We start from the raw sequence: 23,751 nt of genomic DNA on the forward strand, positions 1-23,751 counted from the left end.
TAATATTGCTTTCGTCAAGCTTATTTAAGCTCAACCTCAGCTCCTGCTTCTTCTAATTGCTTTTTAAGAGCTTCAGCTTCGTCTTTAGCAACTCCTTCCTTAACTGGTTTTGGAGCACCGTCAACTAGTTCTTTAGCATCTTTAAGTCCAAGACCTGTAAGTTCTTTTACAAGTTTAACTACAGCTAGTTTAGATCCACCTGGAGCAGTAAGGATTACGTCGAATTCAGTTTGTTCTTCAGCTTCCTCACCACCAGCGGCAGCACCACCAGCAACAGCTACTGCAGCAGCAGCAGGCTCGATACCATATTCTTCTTTTAAAATATCAGCTAACTCGTTTACTTCTTTTACGGTCAAGTTAACCAATTGTTCTGCGAAATCTTTTAAATCTGCCATTTTCTATCGTTTTTAAAAAGTTCTTTAATTTATATTTGTTAAAAAGTGCGTACTATATTATCCCTCTTTTTCTGAAAGAGTCTTAAGGATTCCTGCCAGTTTTCCACCACCTGATTTAAGTGCAGAAACAACATTCTTAGCAGGAGATTGAAGCAATCCAACGATATCTCCAATAACTTCTTCTTTAGACTTGATGTTAACAAGGGTATCAAGATAGTCATCACCAACATATACGGCTTCTTCTACAAAAGCACCTTTAAGTAGTGGTTTTTCTGACTTTTTTCTGAATTCCTTGATCACCTTAGCCGGAGCATTTCCGGTTTCAGAAAGCATGATTGAGGTATTGCCCTTTAAAACTGATGGAAGATCAGCGAAATCTTTATCTGTCGCTTCCATAGCTTTAGCAAGCAATGTATTTTTAACTACCGATAACTTAACATCGGCTTTAAAACAAGCCCTACGTAAGTTAGAAGTCGCTCCAGCGTCCAGGCCAGAGATGTCAGCCAAATAGATAGTTTGAAATTCGGCTAACTGGGCAGTTAAATCTTCTATAACTTGTGATTTTTCTTCTCTTGTCATAACCTTAAATTATTGCTCAGTAAACCTTTTAGTATCTATTGCTACACTCGGGCTCATGGTGGTAGACATATGAATACTCTTCATATATACACCTTTCGCTGCCTGAGGCTTCAATTTTACCAGCGTAGTTAATAATTCTCTTGCATTACCTGCGATCTTTTCAGCATCGAAAGACGCTTTCCCGATTGCAGCATGTACAATTCCTGTTTTGTCAACCTTGAAGTCGATCTTACCAGCCTTTACATCAGAAACCGCTTTAGCGATATCCATAGTTACCGTACCGGTCTTTGGGTTAGGCATCAAACCTCTTGGTCCAAGAACACGTCCTAGTGGTCCAAGTTTACCCATAACGCTAGGCATAGTGATAATCACATCAACATCTGTCCAGCCTCCTTTGATCTTTTCAAGATATTCGTCTAATCCAACGTAATCTGCACCAGCATCTTTAGCTTCCTGCTCCTTATCTGGAGTCACAAGCGCCAAAACCTTAACATCCTTACCAGTTCCATGAGGAAGTGTCACCACACCTCTAACCATCTGGTTGGCTTTTCTTGGATCTACGTTCAAACGAACTGCAAGATCTACAGAAGCGTCAAAGTTTTCGTTGGAAACTTCTTTTATCAAAGCAGAAGCCTCAGCAACCGTATAGGTCTTCCCATTCTCGATCTTAGACTGAGCTTCTTTTTGCTTTTTAGTTAATTTTGCCATTTTCTAATTTCTTTTTGGATTAAAACGGTGCATCACCCTTTACAGTTATTCCCATCGAACGAGCTGTTCCGGCAACCATTTTCATTGCAGATTCAATTGTAAATGCATTAAGATCCTGCATCTTGTCTTCTGCAATTGTTTTAATCTGATCCCAAGAAACACTTGCTACTTTCTTTCTGTTAGGCTCACCTGAACCCTTTTTAGTTTTAGCTGCTTCCATCAATTGTACTGCTGCAGGTGGAGTCTTGATCACAAAATCAAAAGACTTATCTGAATAAACAGTAATCACAACTGGCAGTACCTTTCCTTGCTTGTCCTGAGTCCTACCATTGAATTGCTTACAGAATTCCATGATATTTACCCCGGCAGCACCCAAAGCAGGTCCAACTGGTGGTGATGGGTTAGCAGCACCTCCGCGAACTTGTAGTTTTACAACTTTACTTACTTCTTTTGCCATTTTTCAAATTTTTGAGTGATAGTTTATTGAGTGGAAGCTAAAAAAACTATCAAAAAATATGTAACAGTTATTTTATACCTTTTCTACTTGCATATAGCTTAGCTCAAGCGGAGTCTTCCTTCCGAAGATCTTCACCATCACTTCCAGCTTACGCTTTTCTTCATTGATCTTTTCTACAGTTCCGTTAAAGCCATTGAACGGTCCGTCAATTACTTTAATAGTTTCTCCAATAGTGAATGGAATTGCAACATTATCAGATTTAACCGAAAGCTCATCTACTTTTCCAAGCATACGATTCACTTCAGATTTTCTAAGTGGTACCGGATCACCTCCCTTGGTCTCGCCTAAGAATCCAATCACTCCATTGATACCTTTAATAATATGAGGGATTTCACCACCAATATTAGCCTGGATCATCACATAACCTGGAAAGTAAACTCTTTCTTTGTTCACCTTCTTGCCATTTCGAATCTGAATTACTTTTTCAGTAGGCACAAGAACCTGCTCCACAAAGTCTTCAAGACCCTGATGAGCAATTTCTTTCTCTATATAGTCCTTGACTTTATTCTCCTGTCCGCTAACGGCACGAACCACATACCACTTTTTATCCTTTGCTTCTGCCATTATCGTTAAATTAAGATTTTACCCACACGAAGTACTGCTCGATTGCCTCGCTAAAGACCGTATCAACACCCCAAATGGCTAATGAGAAAATAATCGAAAATACAGCAACAAGCACTGTTAATTTTTGAGCCTCCGTCCAGGTTGGCCAAGTAACGTGGTTTTTTAACTCGTTATATGATTCTGATATGTAATTAACAATTCCTGCCATTTTCCAAAAAAATATTTGCACGGGTTGAGAGGCTCGAACTCCCGACACCTGGTTTTGGAGACCAGTGCTCTACCAACTGAGCTAAACCCGTAAATATAAGGGAAGGCATCCCGCTTGTCACGGGATACCTTTTTATATAAGTTTGATTCTTAGTCTAGAATCTCAGTAACCTGACCAGCACCTACAGTTCTACCACCTTCACGGATAGCGAAACGTAGACCAACGTTCATTGCGATTGGCTGAATAAGCTCCACTGTAATAGTAAGGTTATCACCTGGCATTACCATTTCAACTCCTTCTGGAAGGTTGATAGTTCCAGTTACGTCAGTTGTACGTACGTAGAACTGAGGACGGTAGTTGTTATGGAATGGAGTGTGACGTCCACCTTCTTCTTTCTTAAGGATATAAACCTCTGCTTTGAATTTAGCGTGAGGAGTTACAGATCCTGGCTTGGTGATTACCATACCTCTAGAGATCTGAGTTTTCTCGATACCTCTTAGAAGGATACCTACGTTATCTCCAGCTTCTCCTCTATCAAGAATCTTACGGAACATCTCAACTCCAGTAATAGTTGAAGTAAGTTTTCCAGCTCCCATACCGATGATCTCTACAGGATCTCCAGTGTTAGCAACACCAGTTTCGATACGTCCAGTTGCAACAGTACCACGACCAGTAATAGAGAATACATCCTCGATAGGCATCAAGAAAGGCTTATCTACATCACGCTGTGGAAGTTCAATCCAAGAATCTACAGCTTCCATAAGATCAAGAACAGTCTTAGACCATTTCTCATCACCTTCTAGAGCTCCAAGTGCAGAACCTGAAATTACAGGACCGTTATCACCATCATACTCGTAGAAAGAAAGAAGATCCCTAACTTCCATCTCAACTAGCTCAAGAAGCTCCTCATCATCAACAAGGTCTACTTTATTTAAGAATACAACGATTCTTGGAATACCTACCTGGCGTCCAAGAAGGATGTGCTCACGAGTTTGTGGCATAGGTCCATCAGTCGCAGCAACAACAAGAATAGCACCGTCCATCTGAGCAGCACCAGTTACCATGTTCTTAACGTAATCGGCGTGACCAGGACAGTCAACGTGAGCATAGTGACGGTTCGCAGTTGAATATTCAACGTGTGAAGAGTTAATTGTAATACCTCTTTCTTTTTCTTCCGGAGCGTTGTCAATTTGATCAAACGCACTAGCCTCTGAATATCCAGCATCAGCCATTACCTTAGTAATAGCAGCAGTTAATGTAGTTTTTCCGTGATCTACGTGTCCAATTGTACCAATATTTAGGTGCGGTTTGGAACGATCATAAGTTTCCTTTGCCATAATTAATACTTATTTAATCTTAGTTATATATTAGTGTTCAATTTTATACAAAACTAGAGCCAACGACGGGAATTGAACCCGTGACCTCTTCCTTACCAAGGAAACGCTCTACCCCTGAGCTACGTCGGCCTCAATAAACCAGCTGATTCAAACAGCTAAATCCATAAACCATAACTGGCTTACGGAAATAATCAGGATTCACATACCCATGCCGAAATAACTCATTCTTGATAAGCTATAAAACAGTATCGAAATATAAAAGTCTGGAAAACCTTTAAATTTCGTTCTTGACTTTGACCGGGGATTTCCTGATTCGGTTTTATTTAGCAATGAAGTCTATTTATAAAACAAACTCCAAAAATGCTTAGAGCGGGAGACCGGGTTCGAACCGGCGACATTCAGCTTGGAAGGCTGACGCTCTACCAACTGAGCTACTCCCGCATTCGATTCAATATTCAAGATCCTTTATTCAAGATTAATCCTGAATCTTAAATCTTTTAATTTTGAATCATTTTTGTGGGGAGAGCAGGATTCGAACCTGCGAAGTCGAAAGACAACAGATTTACAGTCTGTCCTCGTTGGCCGCTTGAGTATCTCCCCAATTAAATTTCCACTATTTCATAGAACCATTGCTGAAGCAATTTCGCCCTATTGGATTTTAAAACGGCTGCAAATTAAAGCAAATTTCAACCAGCATCCAAGGCATTTTTAAAATTTAAATCGAAAAAAATTCAACCTCCTGATGAACAGGAAAATAAAATTGAATTCTCTTCATTCAAACTTCAGCATTTCAAACTTTCTAGAGCCGATGGAGGGACTTCCCTCGACTGCCGCTCGGGATAAACTTCTCGTCCCTTTATTGCTTTTCTGAAATTAATCTGAAAATCAATCCCGCTGCGCGTTCTTTTCACTATTTCAGAGCCGATGGAGGGACTCGAACCCACGACCTGCTGATTACAAATCAGCTGCTCTAGCCAGCTGAGCTACATCGGCCTTTAGCCCTACTTTTTCAGCGTTTTTTCCGCATAAAAAAGTCCGCTATTTCTAACGGACTGCAAATGTATATAAATTATTCCTTTATCAAAAAATAATTTTTAAAAATTTACGCTAGACATGGGCGCTCATTTTTTCTTTTCTTTTTATGAGTTGTCTCTGCAGTGAATTAACACATTCATCTACACATGCCTCAAACTTATTGCATGTTTTCTTTACCATCAGGTCTCCACCGGGGATACTCAATAAAATTTCAGTTATCTTATTTTCCTTTCCGCTTGTGTTTTGCACTTTGAAATAGACATCAGCATAAATGATCTTATCAAAGTAAGTTTCTAATTTATCTAATTTTTTCTGAGTGAAGTCAATCAATTTTTGATCGGCATTGAAGTTTACGGACTGCAGATTTACTTTCATATCAAGTAATGATTTAATTAAACAAAAAGCTTCAGTTATTTTTTATTGTTCCGGGGATGAGCCTGCTTATGGATTTTGCTCAATTCTGCGATACTATTGTGAGTGTAGACCTGTGTCGCCGCCAGGCTGGCGTGACCCAGGAGTTCTTTTACCGCGTTTAGGTTAGCACCCTGGTTCAATAAATGAGTGGCAAACGAATGCCGCAATATATGCGGACTCTTCTTCAGTTTGCCAGACACCTCACTAAAATAATTATTTATAATTCTATAAACAAGACTTTCATATAGTTTATCTCCCCTTGAAGTAAGAAAAAGATGTTCATTATCGCTATCCCCAGCAATAGCCATTCTTTCAGTAAAATACCTGTGGGCAGTTTGCTTAATGGAACCCAACAAAGGTATATAACGCTCTTTATTTCGTTTACCCAAAACCTTGAGGTTGGAATTTTCTATATCCAGATCCCCGAGTTTGATTTCAATGAGCTCTGCACGCCGGATCCCGGTGGAATAAAAAAGCTCTACCATGAATCGATCCCGAATTCCTTCAAAATCACTGGTATCGATATTTTCAAGCACCTGGCTAACTTCAACCTGTGAAAAAGGCACCTGCACTTTTTTGGCAGTTTTCAATGCCCGGTGTTTTACCAGCGGACTCACCTCTATTTCGCCTATTTTTAATAGGAATTTGTAATAGGTCTTTAAAGAAGAGATCTTCCTGTTGATACTTCTATTGGAAATACCATCTTCTGAAAGCTGTACGATCCAGCTGCGTATCTGGGAATAATTAACGTTTTTTGAATCATCCTGGCCAAATTGAGATTGCAGGAATTCCTGAAAAGAAAGCAGGTCGGCCCTGTAGGCCGTGATAGTATGCTCTGAATAATTCTTTTCGAGCTGAAGATAATCCAGGAAGGCAGAAAAGGGCATAAAAAAACTGTTGATAAACAAAGTTAAGAAACTTTGGTCTATCAACAGTTTTGAATATCTGTTCAGATTTTACGATCCGGTAGACTAGATATCTTCTGCGTCTCTAAGATGCTGAATGTACTCTGCCTTTTGGATCTGGGCTCTTCTTTCTACAGAAGGCTTAGTAAAATGCTGACGATCTCTTAGCTGACGCATAGTTCCGGTCTTGTCGAACTTACGCTTGAAACGCTTAAGAGCTCTATCTATATTTTCTCCGTCTTTAACTGGTATAATTAACATAGTGTCATCACCTCCTTTCTTTTGGAATCGGGTGCAAATATACTCCAATTAATTTACCTGCCAATATTTATTTCAAAAATTCAATTTCACATCTTGACATCATAATTTTCTGTAATTTAATGAACTAAACCAATCATTAAATGAAAAGACACTTTAGCTTTCTGTCCCTCCTCCTGTTTTGCCTTCCTCCTATATATGCCTTTCAGAATTTTGATGATGTCCAGATCGAGATCACTCCGGTAAACAAGAACGTATATATGCTCACAGGCGCGGGGGGAAATATTGGTATTCTTACCGGTGATGACGGCATCTTTATGATAGACGATCAATTTGCTCCCCTTTCAGAAAAGATCATTCAAAAATTAAAGACCATCAGCGAACAGCCAGTCACCTACCTGGTTAATACGCATCATCACGGTGACCATACCGGTGGCAATGAAAATTTCAAGGAACAGGGAGCCCTCATTTTCGCACACGAAAATGTTCGAAAGCGAATTAAGGACAATAAAGAAATTTCTGGTACCGGGATGCTTCCCGTAATCACTTTTAATGAAGAGGTCAACCTGCACCTTAATGAAAATGATATTATGGTGGTGCATGTTCATAATGCACATACCGATGGAGATGCCCTTATCTATTTTCCGCAGAGCAATGTGCTGCACACCGGCGACACTTTCTTCAACGGCCGGTTTCCTTATATAGACCTTAACAGTGGCGGCTCGGTAGACGGCGATATTGAGGCTGCGAGAACCGGTCTTTCCATAATAAATGAAAACACCAGAATAATCCCGGGGCACGGAAGTGTTGCTTCCTATGAAGATTATAAAAACTACCTGAAAATGATGGAAGGGATACGCAGTAACATTCAGAATGCGATGCGGATGGGTAAATCAAAGGAGGAGATCATTTCAGATTCCAGTCTTACCAGCGAATTTTATACCGACGAAGAGATGAAGGATACTTTTATCACCGGTCCCCGGATAAGGGAAACATTTTACGAAAGCCTGAAATAAAAAATCCCGGCCTAAAGCCGGGATAATTACATATTTCGATTATTTGACCGTAGCCGGTTTATATTCTTTTTGATCGATCACCATTTTGGCAATGATCTCTTTCAGGATTTCTGAAGTTCCACCACCAATTGGTCCCAGTCTGCTGTCGCGGAAAAGCCTGGCCATTGGATAATCTTCCATATAACCGTAACCTCCCAGCATCTGAAGGCATTTATAGATCACCTCATCTGCGATCTTTGTACCTAGCAGCTTGGACATACTGGCTTCCTTTACTACATATTCTCCATCATTCAGTCTCTGGGCTACCGAATAATTGAATTCCTTGATCACCTCTATTTCGCTGGCCATTTCGGCTACAGAATGTCTTAAGGCCTGGAACTTATCCAATGTTTTTCCAAAAGCCTCGCGTTCTTTCATGTATCCTAATGCATAATCCAGGGCATATTCAGACCGGGCATGGGCATTGATCCCCATGATAAGCCTCTCCATCGCGAAATGTTCCATGATATAACTAAAGCCTTTTCCTTCTTCTCCAAGCAGGTAATTTGCCGGAACCTCAACATTATCAAAGGCAAGTTCAGCAGTATCTGAGGCCCTCCATCCAAGCTTATTCAGTTTGGTAGCGTTGATACCCTCAAATTTTTTGTCTACAAGCAGAATGCTCATTCCTTTGTTGCCTTTTTCAGGATCGGTTTTAGCAGCTACCACGTAAAAATCGGCGTAAACTCCGTTGGTGATAAAGGTTTTTGAACCGTTCAGGATATATTTATCGCCTTTTTTGATCGCTGTAGTACGCATTCCCGCAACATCAGAGCCTCCAAAAGGTTCTGAAATACACAGGCATCCTATTTTTTCACCTTCTATGGCCGGAGTAAGATATGACTCCTTTAACTCATGACTGGCCTCTGCCTTTAAATGTGTCATGGCCAGGTAAGCATGGGCCCACATTGCCGCAGCGAAGCCTCCAGAATCTATCTTCTGAAGTTCCTCCAGGAAGATCACGGTATAAAAGAGGTCCAGCCCCATTCCGCCATATTCCTCTGGCTGGTTAAGACCGAAATAGCCCATTTCACCGAATTTCTCCCAGATGAAGCGCTCGATGGTTCCTGTTTCTTCCCATTTATCTATATGAGGCACCACCTCTTTCTGAAGAAATTCTTTAAAACTCTTCCTGAAAAGTTCGTGTTCCTCTGTAAAATATCTATTGCTCATTTCTTTTTCGAGTTTAGGCCGAAGGCCAGTTTCCTAATTACATATTCTGAAATTTGGGAGCGGAATATTCCCAAAAATTAGTTTAAGCCCAAATATAATTTAATTCTATCGATTTTATCGGAAGGAAAACCGTCGATTTGTGCTAATTCTTCAAAACTGCGAATACCTTCATGCAAATTCCTGAAGTTGATCACTTTTCGGGCTAACGTCTCGTTAAAATAAGGCAATTCAGCCAATTCATTCTCCCTGATGGTATTGATATTCTTTAGGCTTACATCAGGTTTTGATATGATACCGAAATGCTTTTGTATATTCCCGATGGTTTCATCACTTAGACCGTAGACATCTTTTAACTGACTTACATCCAAAAAACCCCCTATGCTTTTTCTGTATTTGACGATACGCTGGGAAAGCACTTCTCCAACCCCCCGAACTATGACCAGGTCTTCAGCCGTAGCTGCATTAAGATCGGCTACTGGGATAGCGGTAACTTCGGCACGAGTTGCTATATTTTGCTGCCTGACGTTTTGAGTCCATTCCGGAAATCGAAATGATGGTGCAATCACATTTAGCAGGCTATCTGAAACGCCTGTTACTTTCTGAAAATCCTCTTTTGAATTCACCCATTTTCCTTCGGCTCGATAAGCCAGCAGACGATCGATCTCTTCCACTTTCAGCCCAAGCTGGTAGCCTTTAAAGTCGGTTATAAAATTGGGGTTGAACGGATAGACGGTATCTTTCCTGGTATCTTCAGAAGATCTTATTGAATCCAGGCTTTTCAACATGGCCTCTACTTCAGGATCGGTTTCAGCACCTGGAGGATTAGGAATAAAATGATCATAGGAAAAGATCGCAACCTGGAAGATGATGATCAATAGGACCAAAAGAAAAATCCCATTCTGCTGACTTCTGGAAAGTGCAAAATGGGATTTTAAGAATTTCATATTTCAGAAAAAACTAAGACGCTTTCGCCTGAGCTTTTTGAGCTTTTTTGAACAACTGGCCAGACTTCAGTTTATGAGAGTACTCCTTAAGGTCGTCACTAACTTCACCAATCATGATATAAAGACCAATAATGTTTGGGAAAGACATCGCAAGGATCATCATATCTGAGAAGTCCAGTACGGCTCCAAGACTTACTGAGGCTCCAACCACAACGAAAATTAGGAACAACACCTTGTAAAGGATCTCGTTCTTTTTGCTTTTTCCGAAAAGGTAAGTCCAAGCACGCATTCCGTAATAAGACCATGAGATCATGGTTGAGAACGCGAAAAGGAACACCGCGGTTGCCAGTACGTAAGGGAACCAGGAGATCACACTTCCAAAAGCCGAAGATGTAAGCTCAACTCCACCAACGCCTTCAACCTCATGCATTCCTGTAAAGATCAATACCAATGCAGTAAGCGTACAAACCACCACCGTATCGATGAATGGCTCCAAAAGAGCAACAAATCCTTCAGATGGAGGGTTATTGGTTTTCGCAGCCGAGTGAGCGATCGCAGCCGATCCCACACCAGCCTCGTTCGAGAATGCGGCACGCTGGAATCCAACGATCAATACCCCAATCACACCACCTTTGATAGCACTAGGACTGAATGCTCCGTCCCAGATCGCTGCAAAGGCAGGCCCGATATTTTCAAAGTTCACTCCAATTACTACAAGAGCTCCAACTACATAAACAGCAGCCATTACCGGAACGATCTTTCCGGTTACTCTAGCGATACTGCTAATACCTCCAATGATCACGATACCAACAAGGATGGCAACCACCACACCAAAGATAAACCCGTTTCCTTCTAACATTGGGAATTCTCCCGCAAGAATAGAAAACGACTGGTTAGCCTGGAACATATTTCCACCTCCAAAAGAAGCTCCAATGGCCAGGATCGCGAAGAAAGCGGCAAGGAATTTACCAAGACCTCTTTTTCCTCTTTTTTCAAGACCATATCTCAGGTAGTTCATAGGCCCACCAAAAACACGACCTTCAGAATTGATAAATCTATATTTTACCCCAAGGGTACATTCCACGAATTTAGAAGACATCCCAAGAAGACCTGCAAGGATCATCCACATGGTTGCACCTGCTCCTCCAAGAGAGATCGCCACGGCCACACCAGCAATATTACCAAGTCCTACGGTACCAGATACCGCAGTAGCAAGGGCCTGGAAGTGGGTTACCTGTCCAGGAGCATTCGGATCGTCATACTTACCTTTTGCAAGATCTAATGAATGCTTAAAACCTCTAATATTGATAAAACCAAGTCTTAAGGTAAAGAACAAAGCTCCAAGTACCAGCCAAACCACGATAAATGGAATATTCTTCATCTGCGGATCACCGTTAGGGTGTAGCAAAGCTACAGGCTCATCATATTCGATACTTGCAAAATACTGAGCTCCCTGTTCAATTACATCTTCTTTATTTTCTGAATCGTAAACAACTTCACCTTCATCGAGGAAATGATTCAGCGAACCACTGGCGTTCGCATTTACCGTAATATCTCTTCCATTTTTGGAAACTACGGCAACAGGATCTCCTTCGTTCACGTGCTCTCCTTCTTCAACCAGCCATTCCGTCAAAACGAATTTCGATTGTTCCGTAGGATCCCATTCTGGTGCGGCTATTCTTTTCACATCGGCATAAACCACCGGATCATAAATCCCGATCGCCGTAAATGGATCCCAGAAAAGTACCGATCCCATAGCTGAAACGATTGGAGCGAAAGTCCCGTTGAAATGCTCGGTTATCGCCTCTGCATCTACCTTGAAAGTCTTTGAAACCGAATTACCTTCACTATCTGTTACCGTAACATCGTAAGGAATACCTTCGGTAAGACCTTCTGCCCTGTTGGATTCAAGACTTGTAGATTGATTAGACCATTTATACTGGTATGGCGGAGTCCCGCCTTCTACCTCTAATTCGATAAATCCATTATTAATTACCTTGGAAGGATTCCCTATTTTGGCTTCTACACTTAGTTCCTGTGCAAATAATCCAAAAATTGAAAATGAAAATAACAATGAAAGCAAATACTTTCTCATATAGAATTTGGGTTATTAATTAAAAGTTAAATTTTCAGCCGGTGAATATGCTAAAAAAATAGGCTAAATCAAACTTTTGGGAGTTAAAAAAACAAATGAAGACGGCATAACGGCAGGCTTTTAAAGCGGTTGCCATGGTTCCCAATTTTCTGAAATCGTGAAAAACAGGATAATGAAGATGTTAAAGAGGATGGGTTAATTACCAGCCTGTTATAGATCAAAGACCGAGGTACGCTTGGTATAGATGAGATCCTTAAGCTTTAACCAGAAGGCAAGGATCAGGTAGATGATAAAGCCAGCCCCCATGGTAAAAAAGGAAGCATAAATAAAGAAAAGCCTTACATTTTTGGCGCGCATCCCCAGTTTATCGGCCATCCTGGAAGACACATAGAAGCCGTGCTTTTCGAAAAAATACCTGATATTTGATACGAACTGAGTCATTTCGAATACAAATCTAATGGTATTTTGGTTTTCTTTTCAATAAAGAAGCACCCAATTCGCATTCAAGACACCGGTTCTTTTCGCAATATTCTTTCTTTAGTTGTAGCAAAGCCTGGGATTCCATTGCATTCGTGGCGGTTTTCGGCCTTAATCCGTTAAAGAGGTCTACCACAGAATTCCTTTCAGCCTTTATCTCCATCATTAAATTGGAACAGAATTGATCTTCGCTTCCCATCTTTTTATGGTAGGAATATTTTACCGGGACCAGGCAATTGATCAGGATCAGATCCAGGAAGGAATCAGTTAGGGACTTTGTACGGATTTTATGAGTTTTCCCGAAGTTATAATGGCCACACCAGTATTCTGAAATCCTAATTTGGAAAAGCTCCTTTATATCTTTCTCATCGGAAGCCTTAATAACTTCATCAAACAAAGCCGACCTATTCGAAAAAAGTGCAGCCAATTGGGCCAGCCTTATCGTTGGGAAGTTATCTGGCCTCAACCTGAAAAATTGAGGAGTAGGAATGGTTTCCCTGGAAAGCGAATATTTATGCTGTAAATACGAATATTCCATTTCTAATTCCCGGCCGTAGTTTTCAACTGAATTTATCAAACCCGCCTGCCCCAGGAAAAGAGCTTCCAGTGCGAACAAATTCCCCTTTAACTTTCTTACTATATTAAAATCTATGCTCTCAGCGATCTTTCCAAATGATTCTGAATTGACCTTCAATCCAAAACTTCTAAAAAGCAGGATAAACAGGCTTGCTTCCCAGTCATTTCCAGTTGAGATAAAAATTTTTTCGATCTGTTCTGATTTCCGCTCGAGCCTTTGGAAATATAGCCGCTCCAGCCAGTGATCTAGACTAAAATCACTGAAATATCCAAATTCATTTTCACAGTTGATTTTTTGATGCCGAACTTCCAGAAGCTCGCGGTAGGTTTGCAGAACTTCAGGATCTACCAGGTCTTTCAGCACCAGGCACGGAATTACCGTTCCATTTTCGCGGTAAATTTCGGCATCATGAACCCACACCACGTGAAGTATCACATTATCATAATTCGAATCGACTTCATGGGAATGCTCGTACCACTGTGAGGACCGAATATGAATTTCAACATTACCGGCCCAGAGCTGTTCTCCAATTTGGATCCTGGCATTAAAAAAATCAGGACCGGATAATCCATTCAGTTTACCCGGATCGAAAATTTTCACGGCTTCCCCGTCATGGGTCTTCAGGCCATCACGTTCGAACTTCTGAAATTTCCAGATATGATATAGCAGTTCCTCTCGCACACATCAAATGTAGCGAATTAAACTTCTGAATTTTAATGCGTTAAAAAATTTACTGGGGTAATTTTTCAGCAACCTGATTCACGAATTGATCAACCCAGGATGAGTACATAAGTCCGCTTGGATGAAGATCATCACTGGCGATCAAATCGGGGTTTTCAAGCCCCTGTCTTGAAATTGGAGTAATATTAAAGAATTCAACCTCAAATTCTTCCGCCACCCTTCTAAAAACTTCATTGAATCGGTCTATTTCGGCACTGATATCCTCCTGATCCCGAAGCCCGAACGGTGTATAACCGTAATCGGGAATACTTACCGCAAAAACACCTTTTTCCATGGTTTTCGAATGATTGATCGCCTTTCTGAAAACTGTTCTAAGCTCTTCTTCATATTCGGAAAGTGGCCGATTCTGGTATTGATTATTAACACCAATTAAAATAGATACAAGGTCATAATCTCGTTGAACGTCCAGCTCCCTTTCGATCCCATCCAGAAGATCCCTTGTTGTCCATCCTGTTTTGGCGATGATCTTGGGTGGAGCCACCTTATAGCCCCTGGCTCGAAGCTGCTCAGCTAATTGTACCGGCCAGCGTTCAGTCTCCACCACGCTCTCACCAATCGTATAGGAATCTCCAAGTGCCAGGTAACTGAATCTTGGATCTTCAGGAGTTTGGTTACTGCTGGTATCAAGAGTAGAACTTGTGGAACTGCAGGAAATTAAAAATATACTTAGAAAGAAGTAGCAGAGTTTTTTCATAATTTGAAGTTTATGCCCTGAAAATAGCCTATTTCGGAGTATTCAGAAATTATTTTTTAGCCTTTAGTTTTTTCTTAGCATAAAAAAACCTCGCTTAAAGGCGAGGTCTTTCCATATTCGTATTGAAAAAGCTATTCTATATAGCCCATTTTCTTCATCCATTCGTCATTGTACATTTTACCTACATACCGGCTTCCGTGGTCATGGAAAAGTACCACCACCACATCATCCTTGGTGAAGTGTTCTTTTAACTGAAGCAGTCCTTTGGCAGCAGCACCGGCGCTGTTCCCCAAAAAGAAACCTTCTTCTTTTGCCAGTTTTTGAGTATAAACCGCCGCATCCTTATCGGTTACCTTGGTAAAACCATCAATTACGCTGAAATCAACATTTTTAGGAAGTATATCTTCCCCAATTCCTTCGGTCACGTATGGATAGATCTCGTTCTCATCAAAAATACCGGTTTCATGATATTTCTTAAAAACCGAACCATAAGTATCGATTCCCCATACCTTGATATCCGGATTCTGCTCTTTTAAATAGCGTCCAACTCCTGAAATGGTTCCCCCGGTTCCTACGCCTACCACAAAGTGAGTGATTTTCCCGTCGGTTTGTTTCCAGATCTCAGGCCCGGTAGTCTCATAATGCGCCTTTGTATTGGCCAGGTTGTCGTACTGGTTCACATACCACGAATTCGGAGTTTCTTCAGCCAGTCTTCTGGACGTGGAATAATACGAGCGTGGATCTTCTGGCGCCACATCGGTAGGACAAACGATCACCTCGCTGCCCACGGCCTTCAGAATATCCATTTTTTCCTTGCTTTGCTTGTCGCTCATCACGCATACCATCTTATAGCCTTTTACGATAGCTACCAGCGCAAGCCCCATTCCCGTGTTACCTGAAGTTCCTTCAATGATGGTTCCGCCTGGTTTCAGAAGGCCTTTTTCTTCAGCTTCCTCAACCATTTTTAGGGCCATACGGTCCTTAACAGAATTTCCCGGATTAAAGGTTTCATATTTTGCAAGCACCAAAGCGTCAATTTCCTCCACGAGCTTATTCATTTTCACAAGAGGAGTATTCCCAATAGTGCCAAGTATATTTTCAGCGTATTCCATTTTCAAATTTTAAGGATGCAAATGTAAAAAAACCTGAAGGCTTAACCCAAGTTTCGGTTTCGATAATTGAAAGTCCGGCTTTTAGTCGAACTTTATGGCTTTTACCGGAGATATCCTGGAGATGATCACCGAGGGGATGAGCAACATAAGCATACAAAGAAGCAGTGTTCCCATATTTACAAAAAATATATAATCCCAGTTCAGGTAAATTGGCACTTCATTCACGTAATAGGTGCGCGGGTCTAAAGGGATCAACTTGAAGTACTTCTGCACCGCCAGCAAACCTATCCCGATAAGATTACCCCAGAACAGCCCCAGCAATATTAGGTACGCGGCATTATAAAGAAAAACCTTGCGAATGCTCCAGTCATTCGCCCCAAGAGCCTTCAGGATACCGATCATCTGGGTACGTTCCAGGATGAGTACCAGCAGGGCCGTTATCATATTAATACCCGCCACAAGGATCATGATCCCAAGGATCAGGGCAATATTGAAATCGAACAGCGAAAGCCACTCGAATATAGAATAGTATTTCTGGCTGATGGTTTGGGTGTCGAGGAAGGAACCAGTATTCTCGTAAACCTCGTTACCCTTTTTATCCAGTTCATCAAAATTGGAAATGAATACCTCAAAATTCCCTACTTCACCATCCTCCCACCTGTTGATCCGCTGGATATGCCTTAGATCTGCCAGGATATACAACTCATCGAATTCCTGGAACCCGGAATCATAGATCCCCGTGATCAAAAATCCGCGCTGCACAGGTCGTTCGCTGTCTTCCCTCAGAAAAAAAGTGTTCATACGGTCTCCAACCTCAAGGTCCAATCGCCTGGCCAGGTAATCTGAAATCAACACCTCATCATTAAGATTTCCGGAATAATCGGGCAGCTCTCCCTTCACCAGGTATTCTTCCAGGTATTCCCAGCGGTACTCCGGCCCCACTCCCTTTACGATAATTCCCTCAAAATCGGTTTCGGTCCTGATAACCGCAAATTTGGTAGCCACCGCCTGTACATGCTCGATGCCTTCCACAGTATTGAATTCGGGATAAAAATCCTGGTTTTTTGAGACCGGGATCAGAGACACTTTGGAACTATTATTATCGTAGCTGGAAATATTGATATGGCCATTAAATGCCGAGATCTTATCCCGGATCTTTTCCTGCAGCCCCAGGCCTGTAGCAAAGGATACCAGCATCATGATCACCCCTATCGCTATAGCCGTAATGGCTATTTTTATTATAGGGGCAGATATACTACTTTTATATTTTTTTGCGCTTATCAGGCGCTTTACGACGAAATATTCGAAATTCAATATCCTATGATTAAAAGCTTGTTCAAAAGTACATTTTTATTCCTTTTTATCGGAATTCTTGCCTGCGGAAACGCTCAGAAGGAAAAGGCCTCAGACCTTAGCATCAATTCTGAGGTTTCACAGGACACTTCAGCAGAAATTATTCTTGGCGCGAATCGAACTGAAGATTACCTGCCGCAATTAAAAGGAAAAAAAGTGGGCTTTGTGGGCAATCAAACTTCCATCATAAAAACCGGCAATAATACCTACACTCACCTGGTCGATTCCCTGCTCGGCAGGAATATACAAATCAAAAAGGTTTTTGCGCCGGAACATGGATTTCGTGGAACGGCCGATGCCGGGGAAAAGATAAAAGACGGGGTAGACACCAAAACCGGCCTGCCTGTTTTTTCCCTTTATGGTGACAATAAAAAACCATCTTCTGAAGTATTGAAAGACCTGGACATTCTTGTTTTTGACATTCAGGATGTAGGAGCGCGATTCTATACCTATATTTCCACCCTTCATTATATTATGGAAGCCTGCGCCGAAAACAATATTCCCCTAATGGTGCTGGACCGCCCAAACCCGAACGGAAGTTATATAGACGGACCAATCCTGGAAAAGGAATTTACAAGCTTTGTAGGTATGCACCCTGTTCCTGTGGTGCATGGGATGACGATCGCCGAGTATGCCCGAATGATCAATGGTGAAGGCTGGCTTAAAGATGGCCAGCAATGTGAATTACAGGTGATACAAATGGAGAATTATGATCATTCAAAAGCCTACAGCCTGGCAGTAAAACCTTCGCCAAATCTTCCAAACGACCAGTCTATCAACCTGTATCCAAGCCTTTGTTTTTTTGAAGGCACCAATGTGAATGCCGGACGCGGAACCGATCACCAGTTCCAGGTATTTGGATCGCCCTACCTTGACCAGGAATATTTTGATTACAGCTATACACCTGAATCCAAAGCAGGGGCCACCAGCCCGAAACACCTGGGTAAAAAATGCTATGGCCGCAACCTCACAAATACTGAAGAACTCAATTCCCTGAACCTCGAATGGCTTATCGAGGCTTACCAGAACACCTCCAAAAAAGATGAATTCTTCAATTCCTTTTTCACTAAACTGGCAGGCACCAAAAAATTACAGGAACAGATCGAATCCGGGATGAATCCTGAGGAAATCAAAGCTTCCTGGAAAGATGGTTTGGCTAAGTATGCCGAAACCAGGAATAAATACCTGCTGTACTAATGGATAATTTAATGATGTCGTTCATAGTCTTCCTGGTATTTCTGGGAATAGCTTTCGTGATCTGGGTGATCATTGACCTGTTTCAAAAAGACTTCAGTATGACCGAAAAACTATTGTGGTTGATCGTCATCCTAATAGCTCCATTGCTGGGTAGTATTGTATATTTTATCTTCGGAAGAAATCGCAGGGAATCAGCCTAACCGCTTTTTCATTTCCTCCACGATATTATAGGCAGCCGGACAAATAGCGGTATTCTTGATGGTGATATTCGATATTTTATGAAAGTCCTTCCTGTCTGTATGCGGGTATTCCCGGCATGCCTTAGGCCTTTTGTCGTAGACTGAACAATAATTATCGGCTCCAAGGAACGGGCACGGCACCTGCTGTAAAACAAGGTCATTATCTTCATCAACCCGAAGATAGGTGTCGATGAAATCTCCTGGTTTCATCCTGAAGTGTTTGCTCAACCTTTCCACATCTTTCTGGGTAAATAGCGGCCCGGTAGTTTTACAGCAATTGGCACATTCCAGGCAATCGGTCCTGGAAAATTCCTCTTCATGCAAATCCTGCATCAGCGAATCCAGGTTCTTAGGAGGTTTTTTCCGAAGCTTTGAAAAGAACTTCTTATTCTCCTTCTTCTTATCTTTGGCCTTTTCAGGTAACTTTTTAAGGAATTCTTCCATTGGGCAAAAATAAGGATATATTCGGCACGGCCATCAGGGCCTATTTTGAAAATAAGGACGAAACCGATATCGAGGTACACTCCCCCGATTTTGAAGATGACGTCATCCCTATATCATACCTTTTCAGGGATTTTGACGAAATGCCCGAAATTGAAAAAACCGCCCTGGAACTTTGCTTCGGAAAGGTTCTGGACGTGGGATGCGGAGCAGGAAGCCACAGCCTGTACCTTCAGGATGAATTAAAATTGGATTGCCTCGCGATCGATACTTCAGAAGCTGCCATAGAGATCGCCCGAAAAAGAGGAGTGAAAAATACCAGCAACCAGGATTTCTTTCAGCTGAAGGATGAAAGGTTCGACACGATCCTGATGCTGATGAACGGTAGCGGCATTATTGGCAAACTGGAGAATCTTCAAGGCTTTTTCACCCATGCAAGGTCTATATTAAACGAGACCGGACAGATCCTTATGGACTCTTCAGACCTTATCTTTTTATTTGACGATGAAGTTCCAGAAGGAAATCATTATTACGGTGAGCTAAAATTCAGCATGAGCTACAAGAATGAGCGATCGGAAGAATTCGACTGGCTTTATATTGATGAAAAGCTGCTTAAAAAGCGTGCAAGTGAAAATAAGTTTAGCTGTGAGATCGTTAAAAAAGGAAGCCATTACGATTACCTGGCAGTATTAAAACCTTACTAACCCGCAAATTTTCCTATTTTTGATGGAATGCGAACTTACAACATGAAACATTTAATAAGACTAGTTCTACTGCTAACAGGCCTTTCGCTGGCAATTTCGTGTACCCGGGAAAGCGATGGACCATCAGACGGCATTGACCGATCTGCCAACCTAAAATCTCTGGGTTCTTCAGCTGAAGATCTGCTGAGCGATGTTAAGTTCACCTCGCTTAATATAGAGATGGTCTATGTGGAAGGCAGCAAGCCTACTAACGAAGCCATAAGCAAGTTCCAGACCTTTCTGGAACAGCGGGTTTACAAGCCAGACGGCATCAATATCAGTCTCCGCAGTGTGGCATCTTCAGGTAAAGCTCCATTCTCTATTGAAGAAATCGTTGAGATCGAAAAACAGGAACGAACGGCCTATAATGCCGGTGACGAAATTGCGGTTTGGATCTATTTTGCAGATGGAAGCAATGAAAAGGATGAAAACGACAAATTTGTTCTGGGCTCTGCCTTCAGGAATACTTCCATGGTGATCTACCAGGGAACCATTCAGACTTTTGCCAGCAGGCCAAGATCTCCGAGCCGTGCAACCATTGAAGCCGCAACCCTGAACCATGAATTAGGACATTTATTTGGATTAGTAGACCTGGGTACGGCCCCGGTCTCAGACCACCAGGACCCGGAGAACCAGGGACACTGCAGAATTGACGGTTGTCTTATGAAAGCATCAATCGAATTTGGAACGGGAGTTTTTGATGTGCTGGAAGGCAGCGGGATACCCCAATTGGACCAGGCCTGCATCGATGATCTTCAGTCCATAGGCGGAAAATAATAGCAAAAGTTATTGCAAAAAAAATCCCCGGAGTTCCGGGGATTTTTTTATTTCGTATAAATTATCTGCTTATTTAAAAACATCAGGATCCAGGTAATCCGGGGTTCCGTCGTTATTGGAATCGGTGAAGATGATCGTACCATCCTCAAGGATCTCGATCTCTTCCCTGGTTGGAGTTCCGTCGCCATCATCATCGGCATCAGAGTGATTGCTCAGGCCATCCCCATCGGTATCATCATTAAATGCATCGCCATCTCCGTTGAGGTCTTCCATATAAGAAGGAATCCCGTCCCCATCATGATCGGCTACATTAACCAGGTACAGGTTGAGACTAAAAATAATTGGAGAATATTGGGGAATATTAGGTCGCGATTCGCTAAAATAAGCCAAACCTGAAGGCATGAATATGGCTCCTACACCAAAATCATTATTCCATTTTGTAGTATTATCGGGAAGAACCTCGTAACCGGTGGAAGCTCTAAATTCTACAAATCCTTCCTGGAAACCTTTAATAGTCCCTCCTCCTCTTTGTACAACGCCATTAGAACCTTTGATCTGGTAACCCGATAAATTAAACCAGGTTGGAGTTTTAATATTATTCTGAAATACCGCACCCTTTAAATTTTCACCCAATAAGGCAGTAAAAACCGAATCGGTACTCCTTGGAGCGGGCCCTTCGCCTTCCCTAACCTTAAGAATATACAGCTGCTGGTCTACTCCCTGATAATTTACAGTCTTGGTGATCAGGTCTTCAGATTCTATAATTGGAGTCTTATCTGAATTTTCACCAGCGATGGTATCAAATCTCACCACATAGTCAAAATTTTCAGCAGGATTCTCGAAATCCTCATAGTTATAAAAATGAGTTGACATATATTCGATTAGCTCCTGGTCATTCTCGATCGCCACCTCTCCCCTGTCTCTCGGTGGAATCGTTTCCACACCATCATCATCATTATTATTGCATGAAAAAACAAGGAAAACTGAAAGGCCTAACACCCATATTTTGTTTAATCTCATCGAAGTTTTATTTTGGAGGCGCAAGATACAATAATCTTGTATTTTTGCTTAATTATGAACGCCTATTTAGCCTTCAAATTATGAGAGTTGACAAATTTCTGTGGTGTGTGAGGTATTTCAAAACGCGTAGCCTGGCAACTAATGCCTGCAAACAGGGTAAAGTAAGGCTAGAAGATGAGATCCTGAAACCCTCCAAAGAAGTATTTCCCGGAGATAAACTAAAAGTGCGAAAGAACCAGATCAATTATGAGCTCGAGATCCTTGACATTCCGAAAAGCAGGGTTGGTGCCAAACTGGTTAATATTTACATTACAGACCTTACCCCCAAAGAAGCATTCGAAGCCCAGGACCTGCTTAAGTACTCAAAGGATTATTATCGCAAAAAAGGCACGGGACGCCCTACCAAGAAAGACAGAAGAGATATAGATGAGTGGTTCGATAATGCTAGCGACAAGCCTAATGAAAATTTAAACAAGGATAAGGATAGTGAATAAGGAATACTGGTCTAAACGCTACAGGAATAAAAATACCGGCTGGGATATTGGATACCTTTCTACCCCTATCAAAGAATATGCAGACCAGCTTAAAAACAAAGACCTTGAGATTCTAATTCCTGGTTCTGGTAATTCTTATGAAGCCGAATATCTTTTTAAGTCGGGTTTCAAAAATGTATTTGTTTGCGATATCGCGCGGGAACCACTTCAGAATCTGAAAAAGAGATTACCTGAATTTCCCGAGGAGCAGCTAATTGAAGCCGACTTTTTTGAAATGGATCGAAAGTTCGACCTCATACTTGAACAAACCTTCTTTTGCGCGATCCCTGTAAAAATGCGTCCGGCCTATGCCCGAAAGTCGGCAGATCTGCTCAGACCCGGAGGTAGAATTGCCGGCCTGTTATTTAACTTTGAACTTACTCAAAACGGGCCTCCGTTTGGCGGCAGTAAACAGGAATATTTAACGTATTTTAGTGAGCATTTTAAAATTGATATCTTGGAACCCTGCTATAATTCGATCCCCCCTAGACAGGGCAACGAATTGTTTTTTAAATTCACAAAAAAATAAAGATGGAAAAGCTTCCTATTCTAAACCAGGAACAAATAAAGCATAAAGTTCGTCGTATCGCGTACCAGATCTATGAAAGCAATATGAACGAAAAGGAAATCATTCTTGCCGGGATTGCCAGGAATGGTTATGAACTTGCGAAAAAGATAGAAACAGAGCTCATTTCTATTTCTCCGTTAAAAATTTCACTGTGTAAAGTAGAGATCGATAAGAAACAGCCTTTAAACGAGATCAAAACATCGCTAACTTCAGAAGAATACAAGGGTAGATCGGTCATCCTGGTAGATGATGTACTAAATTCCGGAACTACCTTAATCTATGGAGTAAGGCACTTTTTGAATGTTCCTTTAAAACAGTTCAAAACGGCCGTCCTGGTAGATCGCAATCACAAGAAATACCCTGTAAAAGCCGATTTTAAAGGCATATCACTCTCCACATCTCTAAGCGAAACGGTGAAAGTAATACTGGAAGAAAATAACGAACGGGTAGAACTATCTTAAGCGATTTGTAATTTCTGTGATCAGTTCTTCTGAATCTTTGCCTCCGCAATCGATGACATGGTCTGCCTGGTTATAGTAAAAGCCTCTTTCAAAAAGATGTTTCCGAATGAACTCTTCGAGCTCTTCTTTATTTTGAAGATGCTTAATTACCGGACGTTCATCTTTTTCAGAAAAAAGTCTTTCGGTAAGCTGCTGCACAGATAATTTCAAATAAAAAGATACGGCGTCATTCGCCTCTCGAATCAATTCCATATTATCTCCATAACAGGGTGTACCGCCTCCTAAAGAAATCACGGCATTCTGTTCCTGGCTCAAAACCTGCTCGAGAACTTTTCTTTCGAGTTTCCTGAAGTAGATCTCACCTTTTTGCTGAAAAATCTCTGAAATACTCAGATTTTCGATTTTTTCGATTTCCTCATCAAAATCTATAAATTTTTGTTCGATTCTTTCCGCGAGTCGCTTTCCAATAAAGGATTTCCCGGAACCCATATATCCGATTAAAAAAATTCTCATCCTATAACTTGCTTATATTGAGTCAAAGGCAAAACTATGATAAAATTATAGCAAATAAGGCTTGAAAAATAAATTAATGAGTGTATATTTGCACCCGCATTCGCAAAAAGACGGATGT

At 41.5% G+C, this 23,751-nt stretch carries 29 protein-coding genes and 5 tRNA genes; 8 read left to right on the plus strand and 26 right to left on the minus strand.

Annotation, left to right across the window (positions count from 1 at the left end):
• Positions 1-20 precede the first annotated feature (20 nt).
• The 15 genes from rplL to rpsU all read right to left on the minus strand — a co-directional run bounded on the left by rplL (position 21) and on the right by rpsU (position 6,923).
• On the minus strand, positions 21-395 hold the full coding sequence (gene rplL / locus MKO06_RS14755) for a 50S ribosomal protein L7/L12 (RefSeq protein ID WP_219547235.1): 375 nt from the start codon (positions 393-395) through the stop codon (positions 21-23).
• 57 nt (positions 396-452) lie between these two features.
• Positions 453-974 carry a 50S ribosomal protein L10 gene (gene rplJ / locus MKO06_RS14760; RefSeq protein WP_156283144.1) on the minus strand — a complete coding sequence of 174 codons (522 nt, stop codon included), beginning with the start codon at positions 972-974 and terminating at the stop codon, positions 453-455.
• 9 nt (positions 975-983) lie between these two features.
• Entirely contained in the window at positions 984-1,682 is a 699-nt protein-coding gene (gene rplA / locus MKO06_RS14765; RefSeq protein WP_241552843.1) for a 50S ribosomal protein L1, read from the minus strand.
• A 19-nt stretch (positions 1,683-1,701) separates the two neighbouring features.
• On the minus strand, positions 1,702-2,139 hold the full coding sequence (rplK, locus tag MKO06_RS14770; RefSeq protein ID WP_241552844.1) for a 50S ribosomal protein L11: 438 nt from the start codon (positions 2,137-2,139) through the stop codon (positions 1,702-1,704).
• 72 nt (positions 2,140-2,211) lie between these two features.
• Positions 2,212-2,763 (minus strand): transcription termination/antitermination protein NusG, encoded by a 552-nt coding sequence (gene nusG / locus MKO06_RS14775; protein WP_241552845.1) that lies wholly within the window; start codon positions 2,761-2,763, stop codon positions 2,212-2,214.
• Between the two features lie 10 nt (positions 2,764-2,773).
• Positions 2,774-2,971: a preprotein translocase subunit SecE gene (gene secE, locus MKO06_RS14780; protein ID WP_156283152.1), complete on the minus strand. Its 198-nt coding sequence runs from the start codon at positions 2,969-2,971 to the stop codon at positions 2,774-2,776.
• Between the two features lie 18 nt (positions 2,972-2,989).
• Positions 2,990-3,062, minus strand: a tRNA-Trp gene (locus tag MKO06_RS14785).
• Positions 3,063-3,120: 58 nt separating this feature from the next.
• Positions 3,121-4,308 (minus strand): elongation factor Tu, encoded by a 1,188-nt coding sequence (tuf, locus tag MKO06_RS14790; protein WP_241552846.1) that lies wholly within the window; start codon positions 4,306-4,308, stop codon positions 3,121-3,123.
• A gap of 57 nt (positions 4,309-4,365) precedes the next feature.
• Positions 4,366-4,437, minus strand: a tRNA-Thr gene (locus MKO06_RS14795).
• A 239-nt stretch (positions 4,438-4,676) separates the two neighbouring features.
• Positions 4,677-4,749, minus strand: a tRNA-Gly gene (locus tag MKO06_RS14800).
• Between the two features lie 76 nt (positions 4,750-4,825).
• Positions 4,826-4,908, minus strand: a tRNA-Tyr gene (locus tag MKO06_RS14805).
• 319 nt (positions 4,909-5,227) lie between these two features.
• Positions 5,228-5,301: transfer RNA gene (locus MKO06_RS14810), tRNA-Thr, on the minus strand.
• Positions 5,302-5,415: 114 nt separating this feature from the next.
• Entirely contained in the window at positions 5,416-5,718 is a 303-nt protein-coding gene (hpf, locus tag MKO06_RS14815) for a ribosome hibernation-promoting factor, HPF/YfiA family (protein WP_156283156.1), read from the minus strand.
• Between the two features lie 35 nt (positions 5,719-5,753).
• On the minus strand, positions 5,754-6,644 hold the full coding sequence (locus tag MKO06_RS14820; RefSeq protein ID WP_241552847.1) for a tyrosine-type recombinase/integrase: 891 nt from the start codon (positions 6,642-6,644) through the stop codon (positions 5,754-5,756).
• A gap of 84 nt (positions 6,645-6,728) precedes the next feature.
• Positions 6,729-6,923: a 30S ribosomal protein S21 gene (gene rpsU / locus MKO06_RS14825; RefSeq protein ID WP_026933820.1), complete on the minus strand. Its 195-nt coding sequence runs from the start codon at positions 6,921-6,923 to the stop codon at positions 6,729-6,731.
• Between the two features lie 140 nt (positions 6,924-7,063).
• On the opposite strand from rpsU, the gene MKO06_RS14830 reads away from it, so the two are divergent.
• Positions 7,064-7,936, plus strand: coding sequence for an MBL fold metallo-hydrolase (locus MKO06_RS14830; RefSeq protein WP_241552848.1), 873 nt, complete (start codon positions 7,064-7,066; stop codon positions 7,934-7,936).
• A gap of 39 nt (positions 7,937-7,975) precedes the next feature.
• On the opposite strand, the gene MKO06_RS14835 is transcribed toward MKO06_RS14830, so the two are convergent.
• The 8 genes from MKO06_RS14835 to MKO06_RS14870 all read right to left on the minus strand — a co-directional run bounded on the left by MKO06_RS14835 (position 7,976) and on the right by MKO06_RS14870 (position 17,102).
• Complete coding sequence (locus tag MKO06_RS14835) at positions 7,976-9,148, minus strand: acyl-CoA dehydrogenase family protein (protein ID WP_241552849.1); 1,173 nt, start codon at positions 9,146-9,148, stop codon at positions 7,976-7,978.
• A 77-nt stretch (positions 9,149-9,225) separates the two neighbouring features.
• Positions 9,226-10,092: a ComEA family DNA-binding protein gene (locus tag MKO06_RS14840; protein ID WP_241552850.1), complete on the minus strand. Its 867-nt coding sequence runs from the start codon at positions 10,090-10,092 to the stop codon at positions 9,226-9,228.
• Between the two features lie 13 nt (positions 10,093-10,105).
• On the minus strand, positions 10,106-12,187 hold the full coding sequence (locus MKO06_RS14845; protein ID WP_241552851.1) for an amino acid carrier protein: 2,082 nt from the start codon (positions 12,185-12,187) through the stop codon (positions 10,106-10,108).
• A 210-nt stretch (positions 12,188-12,397) separates the two neighbouring features.
• Positions 12,398-12,628: a PspC domain-containing protein gene (locus tag MKO06_RS14850; protein ID WP_241552852.1), complete on the minus strand. Its 231-nt coding sequence runs from the start codon at positions 12,626-12,628 to the stop codon at positions 12,398-12,400.
• Between the two features lie 13 nt (positions 12,629-12,641).
• Positions 12,642-13,922 (minus strand): DUF2851 family protein, encoded by a 1,281-nt coding sequence (locus MKO06_RS14855; RefSeq protein ID WP_241552853.1) that lies wholly within the window; start codon positions 13,920-13,922, stop codon positions 12,642-12,644.
• 49 nt (positions 13,923-13,971) lie between these two features.
• Entirely contained in the window at positions 13,972-14,676 is a 705-nt protein-coding gene (locus MKO06_RS14860; protein ID WP_241552854.1) for an SGNH/GDSL hydrolase family protein, read from the minus strand.
• Positions 14,677-14,807: 131 nt separating this feature from the next.
• The gene (locus tag MKO06_RS14865) at positions 14,808-15,788 is read right to left on the minus strand and encodes a PLP-dependent cysteine synthase family protein (RefSeq protein ID WP_241552059.1); all 981 of its coding nucleotides are present in this window, start codon (positions 15,786-15,788) and stop codon (positions 14,808-14,810) included.
• An 81-nt stretch (positions 15,789-15,869) separates the two neighbouring features.
• Positions 15,870-17,102, minus strand: a complete 1,233-nt coding sequence (locus MKO06_RS14870; RefSeq protein WP_241552060.1) for an ABC transporter permease — start codon at positions 17,100-17,102, stop codon at positions 15,870-15,872.
• Between the two features lie 6 nt (positions 17,103-17,108).
• Here MKO06_RS14870 and MKO06_RS14875 point away from each other — a divergent pair, with 6 nt between their 5' ends.
• Together MKO06_RS14875 and MKO06_RS14880 are read left to right on the plus strand one after the other, a co-directional pair.
• The gene (locus tag MKO06_RS14875) at positions 17,109-18,338 is read left to right on the plus strand and encodes an exo-beta-N-acetylmuramidase NamZ family protein (RefSeq protein ID WP_241552061.1); all 1,230 of its coding nucleotides are present in this window, start codon (positions 17,109-17,111) and stop codon (positions 18,336-18,338) included.
• Positions 18,338-18,538: a PLDc N-terminal domain-containing protein gene (locus tag MKO06_RS14880; protein WP_241552062.1), complete on the plus strand. Its 201-nt coding sequence runs from the start codon at positions 18,338-18,340 to the stop codon at positions 18,536-18,538. The genes MKO06_RS14875 and MKO06_RS14880 overlap by 1 nt, the downstream gene beginning before the upstream one ends.
• Here the strand turns inward: MKO06_RS14880 and MKO06_RS14885 are convergent.
• Positions 18,530-19,021: a YkgJ family cysteine cluster protein gene (locus MKO06_RS14885; protein WP_241552063.1), complete on the minus strand. Its 492-nt coding sequence runs from the start codon at positions 19,019-19,021 to the stop codon at positions 18,530-18,532. The genes MKO06_RS14880 and MKO06_RS14885 overlap by 9 nt on opposite strands.
• On the opposite strand from MKO06_RS14885, the gene MKO06_RS14890 reads away from it, so the two are divergent.
• Both MKO06_RS14890 and MKO06_RS14895 read left to right on the plus strand, forming a co-directional pair.
• On the plus strand, positions 19,021-19,722 hold the full coding sequence (locus MKO06_RS14890; protein WP_241552064.1) for a class I SAM-dependent DNA methyltransferase: 702 nt from the start codon (positions 19,021-19,023) through the stop codon (positions 19,720-19,722). The two genes, MKO06_RS14885 and MKO06_RS14890, sit on opposite strands and share 1 nt — an antisense overlap.
• A gap of 42 nt (positions 19,723-19,764) precedes the next feature.
• The gene (locus tag MKO06_RS14895) at positions 19,765-20,538 is read left to right on the plus strand and encodes a zinc metalloprotease (RefSeq protein ID WP_241552065.1); all 774 of its coding nucleotides are present in this window, start codon (positions 19,765-19,767) and stop codon (positions 20,536-20,538) included.
• 69 nt (positions 20,539-20,607) lie between these two features.
• Here the strand turns inward: MKO06_RS14895 and MKO06_RS14900 are convergent, their stop codons facing one another.
• Positions 20,608-21,558, minus strand: a complete 951-nt coding sequence (locus MKO06_RS14900; RefSeq protein WP_241552066.1) for an FKBP-type peptidyl-prolyl cis-trans isomerase — start codon at positions 21,556-21,558, stop codon at positions 20,608-20,610.
• A gap of 80 nt (positions 21,559-21,638) precedes the next feature.
• Between MKO06_RS14900 and MKO06_RS14905 the strand changes: the two genes are divergently transcribed.
• The 3 genes from MKO06_RS14905 to MKO06_RS14915 are packed head-to-tail and all read left to right on the plus strand — an operon-like array spanning position 21,639 to position 23,120.
• Positions 21,639-22,052 (plus strand): RNA-binding S4 domain-containing protein, encoded by a 414-nt coding sequence (locus tag MKO06_RS14905; RefSeq protein WP_241552067.1) that lies wholly within the window; start codon positions 21,639-21,641, stop codon positions 22,050-22,052.
• A complete protein-coding gene (locus MKO06_RS14910; protein ID WP_241552068.1) occupies positions 22,045-22,620 on the plus strand; it encodes a methyltransferase domain-containing protein in 576 nt (191 codons plus the stop codon). Before MKO06_RS14905 ends, MKO06_RS14910 begins: the two co-directional genes overlap by 8 nt.
• Positions 22,621-22,622: 2 nt before the next feature.
• Positions 22,623-23,120 (plus strand): phosphoribosyltransferase family protein, encoded by a 498-nt coding sequence (locus tag MKO06_RS14915; protein WP_241552069.1) that lies wholly within the window; start codon positions 22,623-22,625, stop codon positions 23,118-23,120.
• Here the strand turns inward: MKO06_RS14915 and MKO06_RS14920 are convergent.
• On the minus strand, positions 23,112-23,633 hold the full coding sequence (locus MKO06_RS14920) for a shikimate kinase (protein WP_241552070.1): 522 nt from the start codon (positions 23,631-23,633) through the stop codon (positions 23,112-23,114). The genes MKO06_RS14915 and MKO06_RS14920 overlap by 9 nt on opposite strands.
• Positions 23,634-23,751: the final 118 nt, after the last annotated feature.

The organism is Christiangramia oceanisediminis (assembly GCF_022570735.2).
Taxonomy (GTDB): Bacteria; Bacteroidota; Bacteroidia; order Flavobacteriales; family Flavobacteriaceae; genus Christiangramia; species Christiangramia oceanisediminis.

Coding starts and splice junctions, on each gene's coding strand:
- rplL (WP_219547235.1), bottom strand. CDS start 395: ATGGCAGATTTAAAAGATTTCGCAGAACAATTGGTTAACTTGACCGTA.
- rplJ (WP_156283144.1), bottom strand. CDS start 974: ATGACAAGAGAAGAAAAATCACAAGTTATAGAAGATTTAACTGCCCAG.
- rplA (WP_241552843.1), bottom strand. CDS start 1,682: ATGGCAAAATTAACTAAAAAGCAAAAAGAAGCTCAGTCTAAGATCGAG.
- rplK (WP_241552844.1), bottom strand. CDS start 2,139: ATGGCAAAAGAAGTAAGTAAAGTTGTAAAACTACAAGTTCGCGGAGGT.
- nusG (WP_241552845.1), bottom strand. CDS start 2,763: ATGGCAGAAGCAAAGGATAAAAAGTGGTATGTGGTTCGTGCCGTTAGC.
- secE (WP_156283152.1), bottom strand. CDS start 2,971: ATGGCAGGAATTGTTAATTACATATCAGAATCATATAACGAGTTAAAA.
- tuf (WP_241552846.1), bottom strand. CDS start 4,308: ATGGCAAAGGAAACTTATGATCGTTCCAAACCGCACCTAAATATTGGT.
- hpf (WP_156283156.1), bottom strand. CDS start 5,718: ATGAAAGTAAATCTGCAGTCCGTAAACTTCAATGCCGATCAAAAATTG.
- MKO06_RS14820 (WP_241552847.1), bottom strand. CDS start 6,644: ATGCCCTTTTCTGCCTTCCTGGATTATCTTCAGCTCGAAAAGAATTAT.
- rpsU (WP_026933820.1), bottom strand. CDS start 6,923: ATGTTAATTATACCAGTTAAAGACGGAGAAAATATAGATAGAGCTCTT.
- MKO06_RS14830 (WP_241552848.1), top strand. CDS start 7,064: ATGAAAAGACACTTTAGCTTTCTGTCCCTCCTCCTGTTTTGCCTTCCT.
- MKO06_RS14835 (WP_241552849.1), bottom strand. CDS start 9,148: ATGAGCAATAGATATTTTACAGAGGAACACGAACTTTTCAGGAAGAGT.
- MKO06_RS14840 (WP_241552850.1), bottom strand. CDS start 10,092: ATGAAATTCTTAAAATCCCATTTTGCACTTTCCAGAAGTCAGCAGAAT.
- MKO06_RS14845 (WP_241552851.1), bottom strand. CDS start 12,187: ATGAGAAAGTATTTGCTTTCATTGTTATTTTCATTTTCAATTTTTGGA.
- MKO06_RS14850 (WP_241552852.1), bottom strand. CDS start 12,628: ATGACTCAGTTCGTATCAAATATCAGGTATTTTTTCGAAAAGCACGGC.
- MKO06_RS14860 (WP_241552854.1), bottom strand. CDS start 14,676: ATGAAAAAACTCTGCTACTTCTTTCTAAGTATATTTTTAATTTCCTGC.
- MKO06_RS14865 (WP_241552059.1), bottom strand. CDS start 15,788: ATGGAATACGCTGAAAATATACTTGGCACTATTGGGAATACTCCTCTT.
- MKO06_RS14875 (WP_241552061.1), top strand. CDS start 17,109: ATGATTAAAAGCTTGTTCAAAAGTACATTTTTATTCCTTTTTATCGGA.
- MKO06_RS14880 (WP_241552062.1), top strand. CDS start 18,338: ATGGATAATTTAATGATGTCGTTCATAGTCTTCCTGGTATTTCTGGGA.
- MKO06_RS14885 (WP_241552063.1), bottom strand. CDS start 19,021: ATGGAAGAATTCCTTAAAAAGTTACCTGAAAAGGCCAAAGATAAGAAG.
- MKO06_RS14895 (WP_241552065.1), top strand. CDS start 19,765: ATGAAACATTTAATAAGACTAGTTCTACTGCTAACAGGCCTTTCGCTG.
- MKO06_RS14900 (WP_241552066.1), bottom strand. CDS start 21,558: ATGAGATTAAACAAAATATGGGTGTTAGGCCTTTCAGTTTTCCTTGTT.
- MKO06_RS14905 (WP_241552067.1), top strand. CDS start 21,639: ATGAGAGTTGACAAATTTCTGTGGTGTGTGAGGTATTTCAAAACGCGT.
- MKO06_RS14915 (WP_241552069.1), top strand. CDS start 22,623: ATGGAAAAGCTTCCTATTCTAAACCAGGAACAAATAAAGCATAAAGTT.
- MKO06_RS14920 (WP_241552070.1), bottom strand. CDS start 23,633: ATGAGAATTTTTTTAATCGGATATATGGGTTCCGGGAAATCCTTTATT.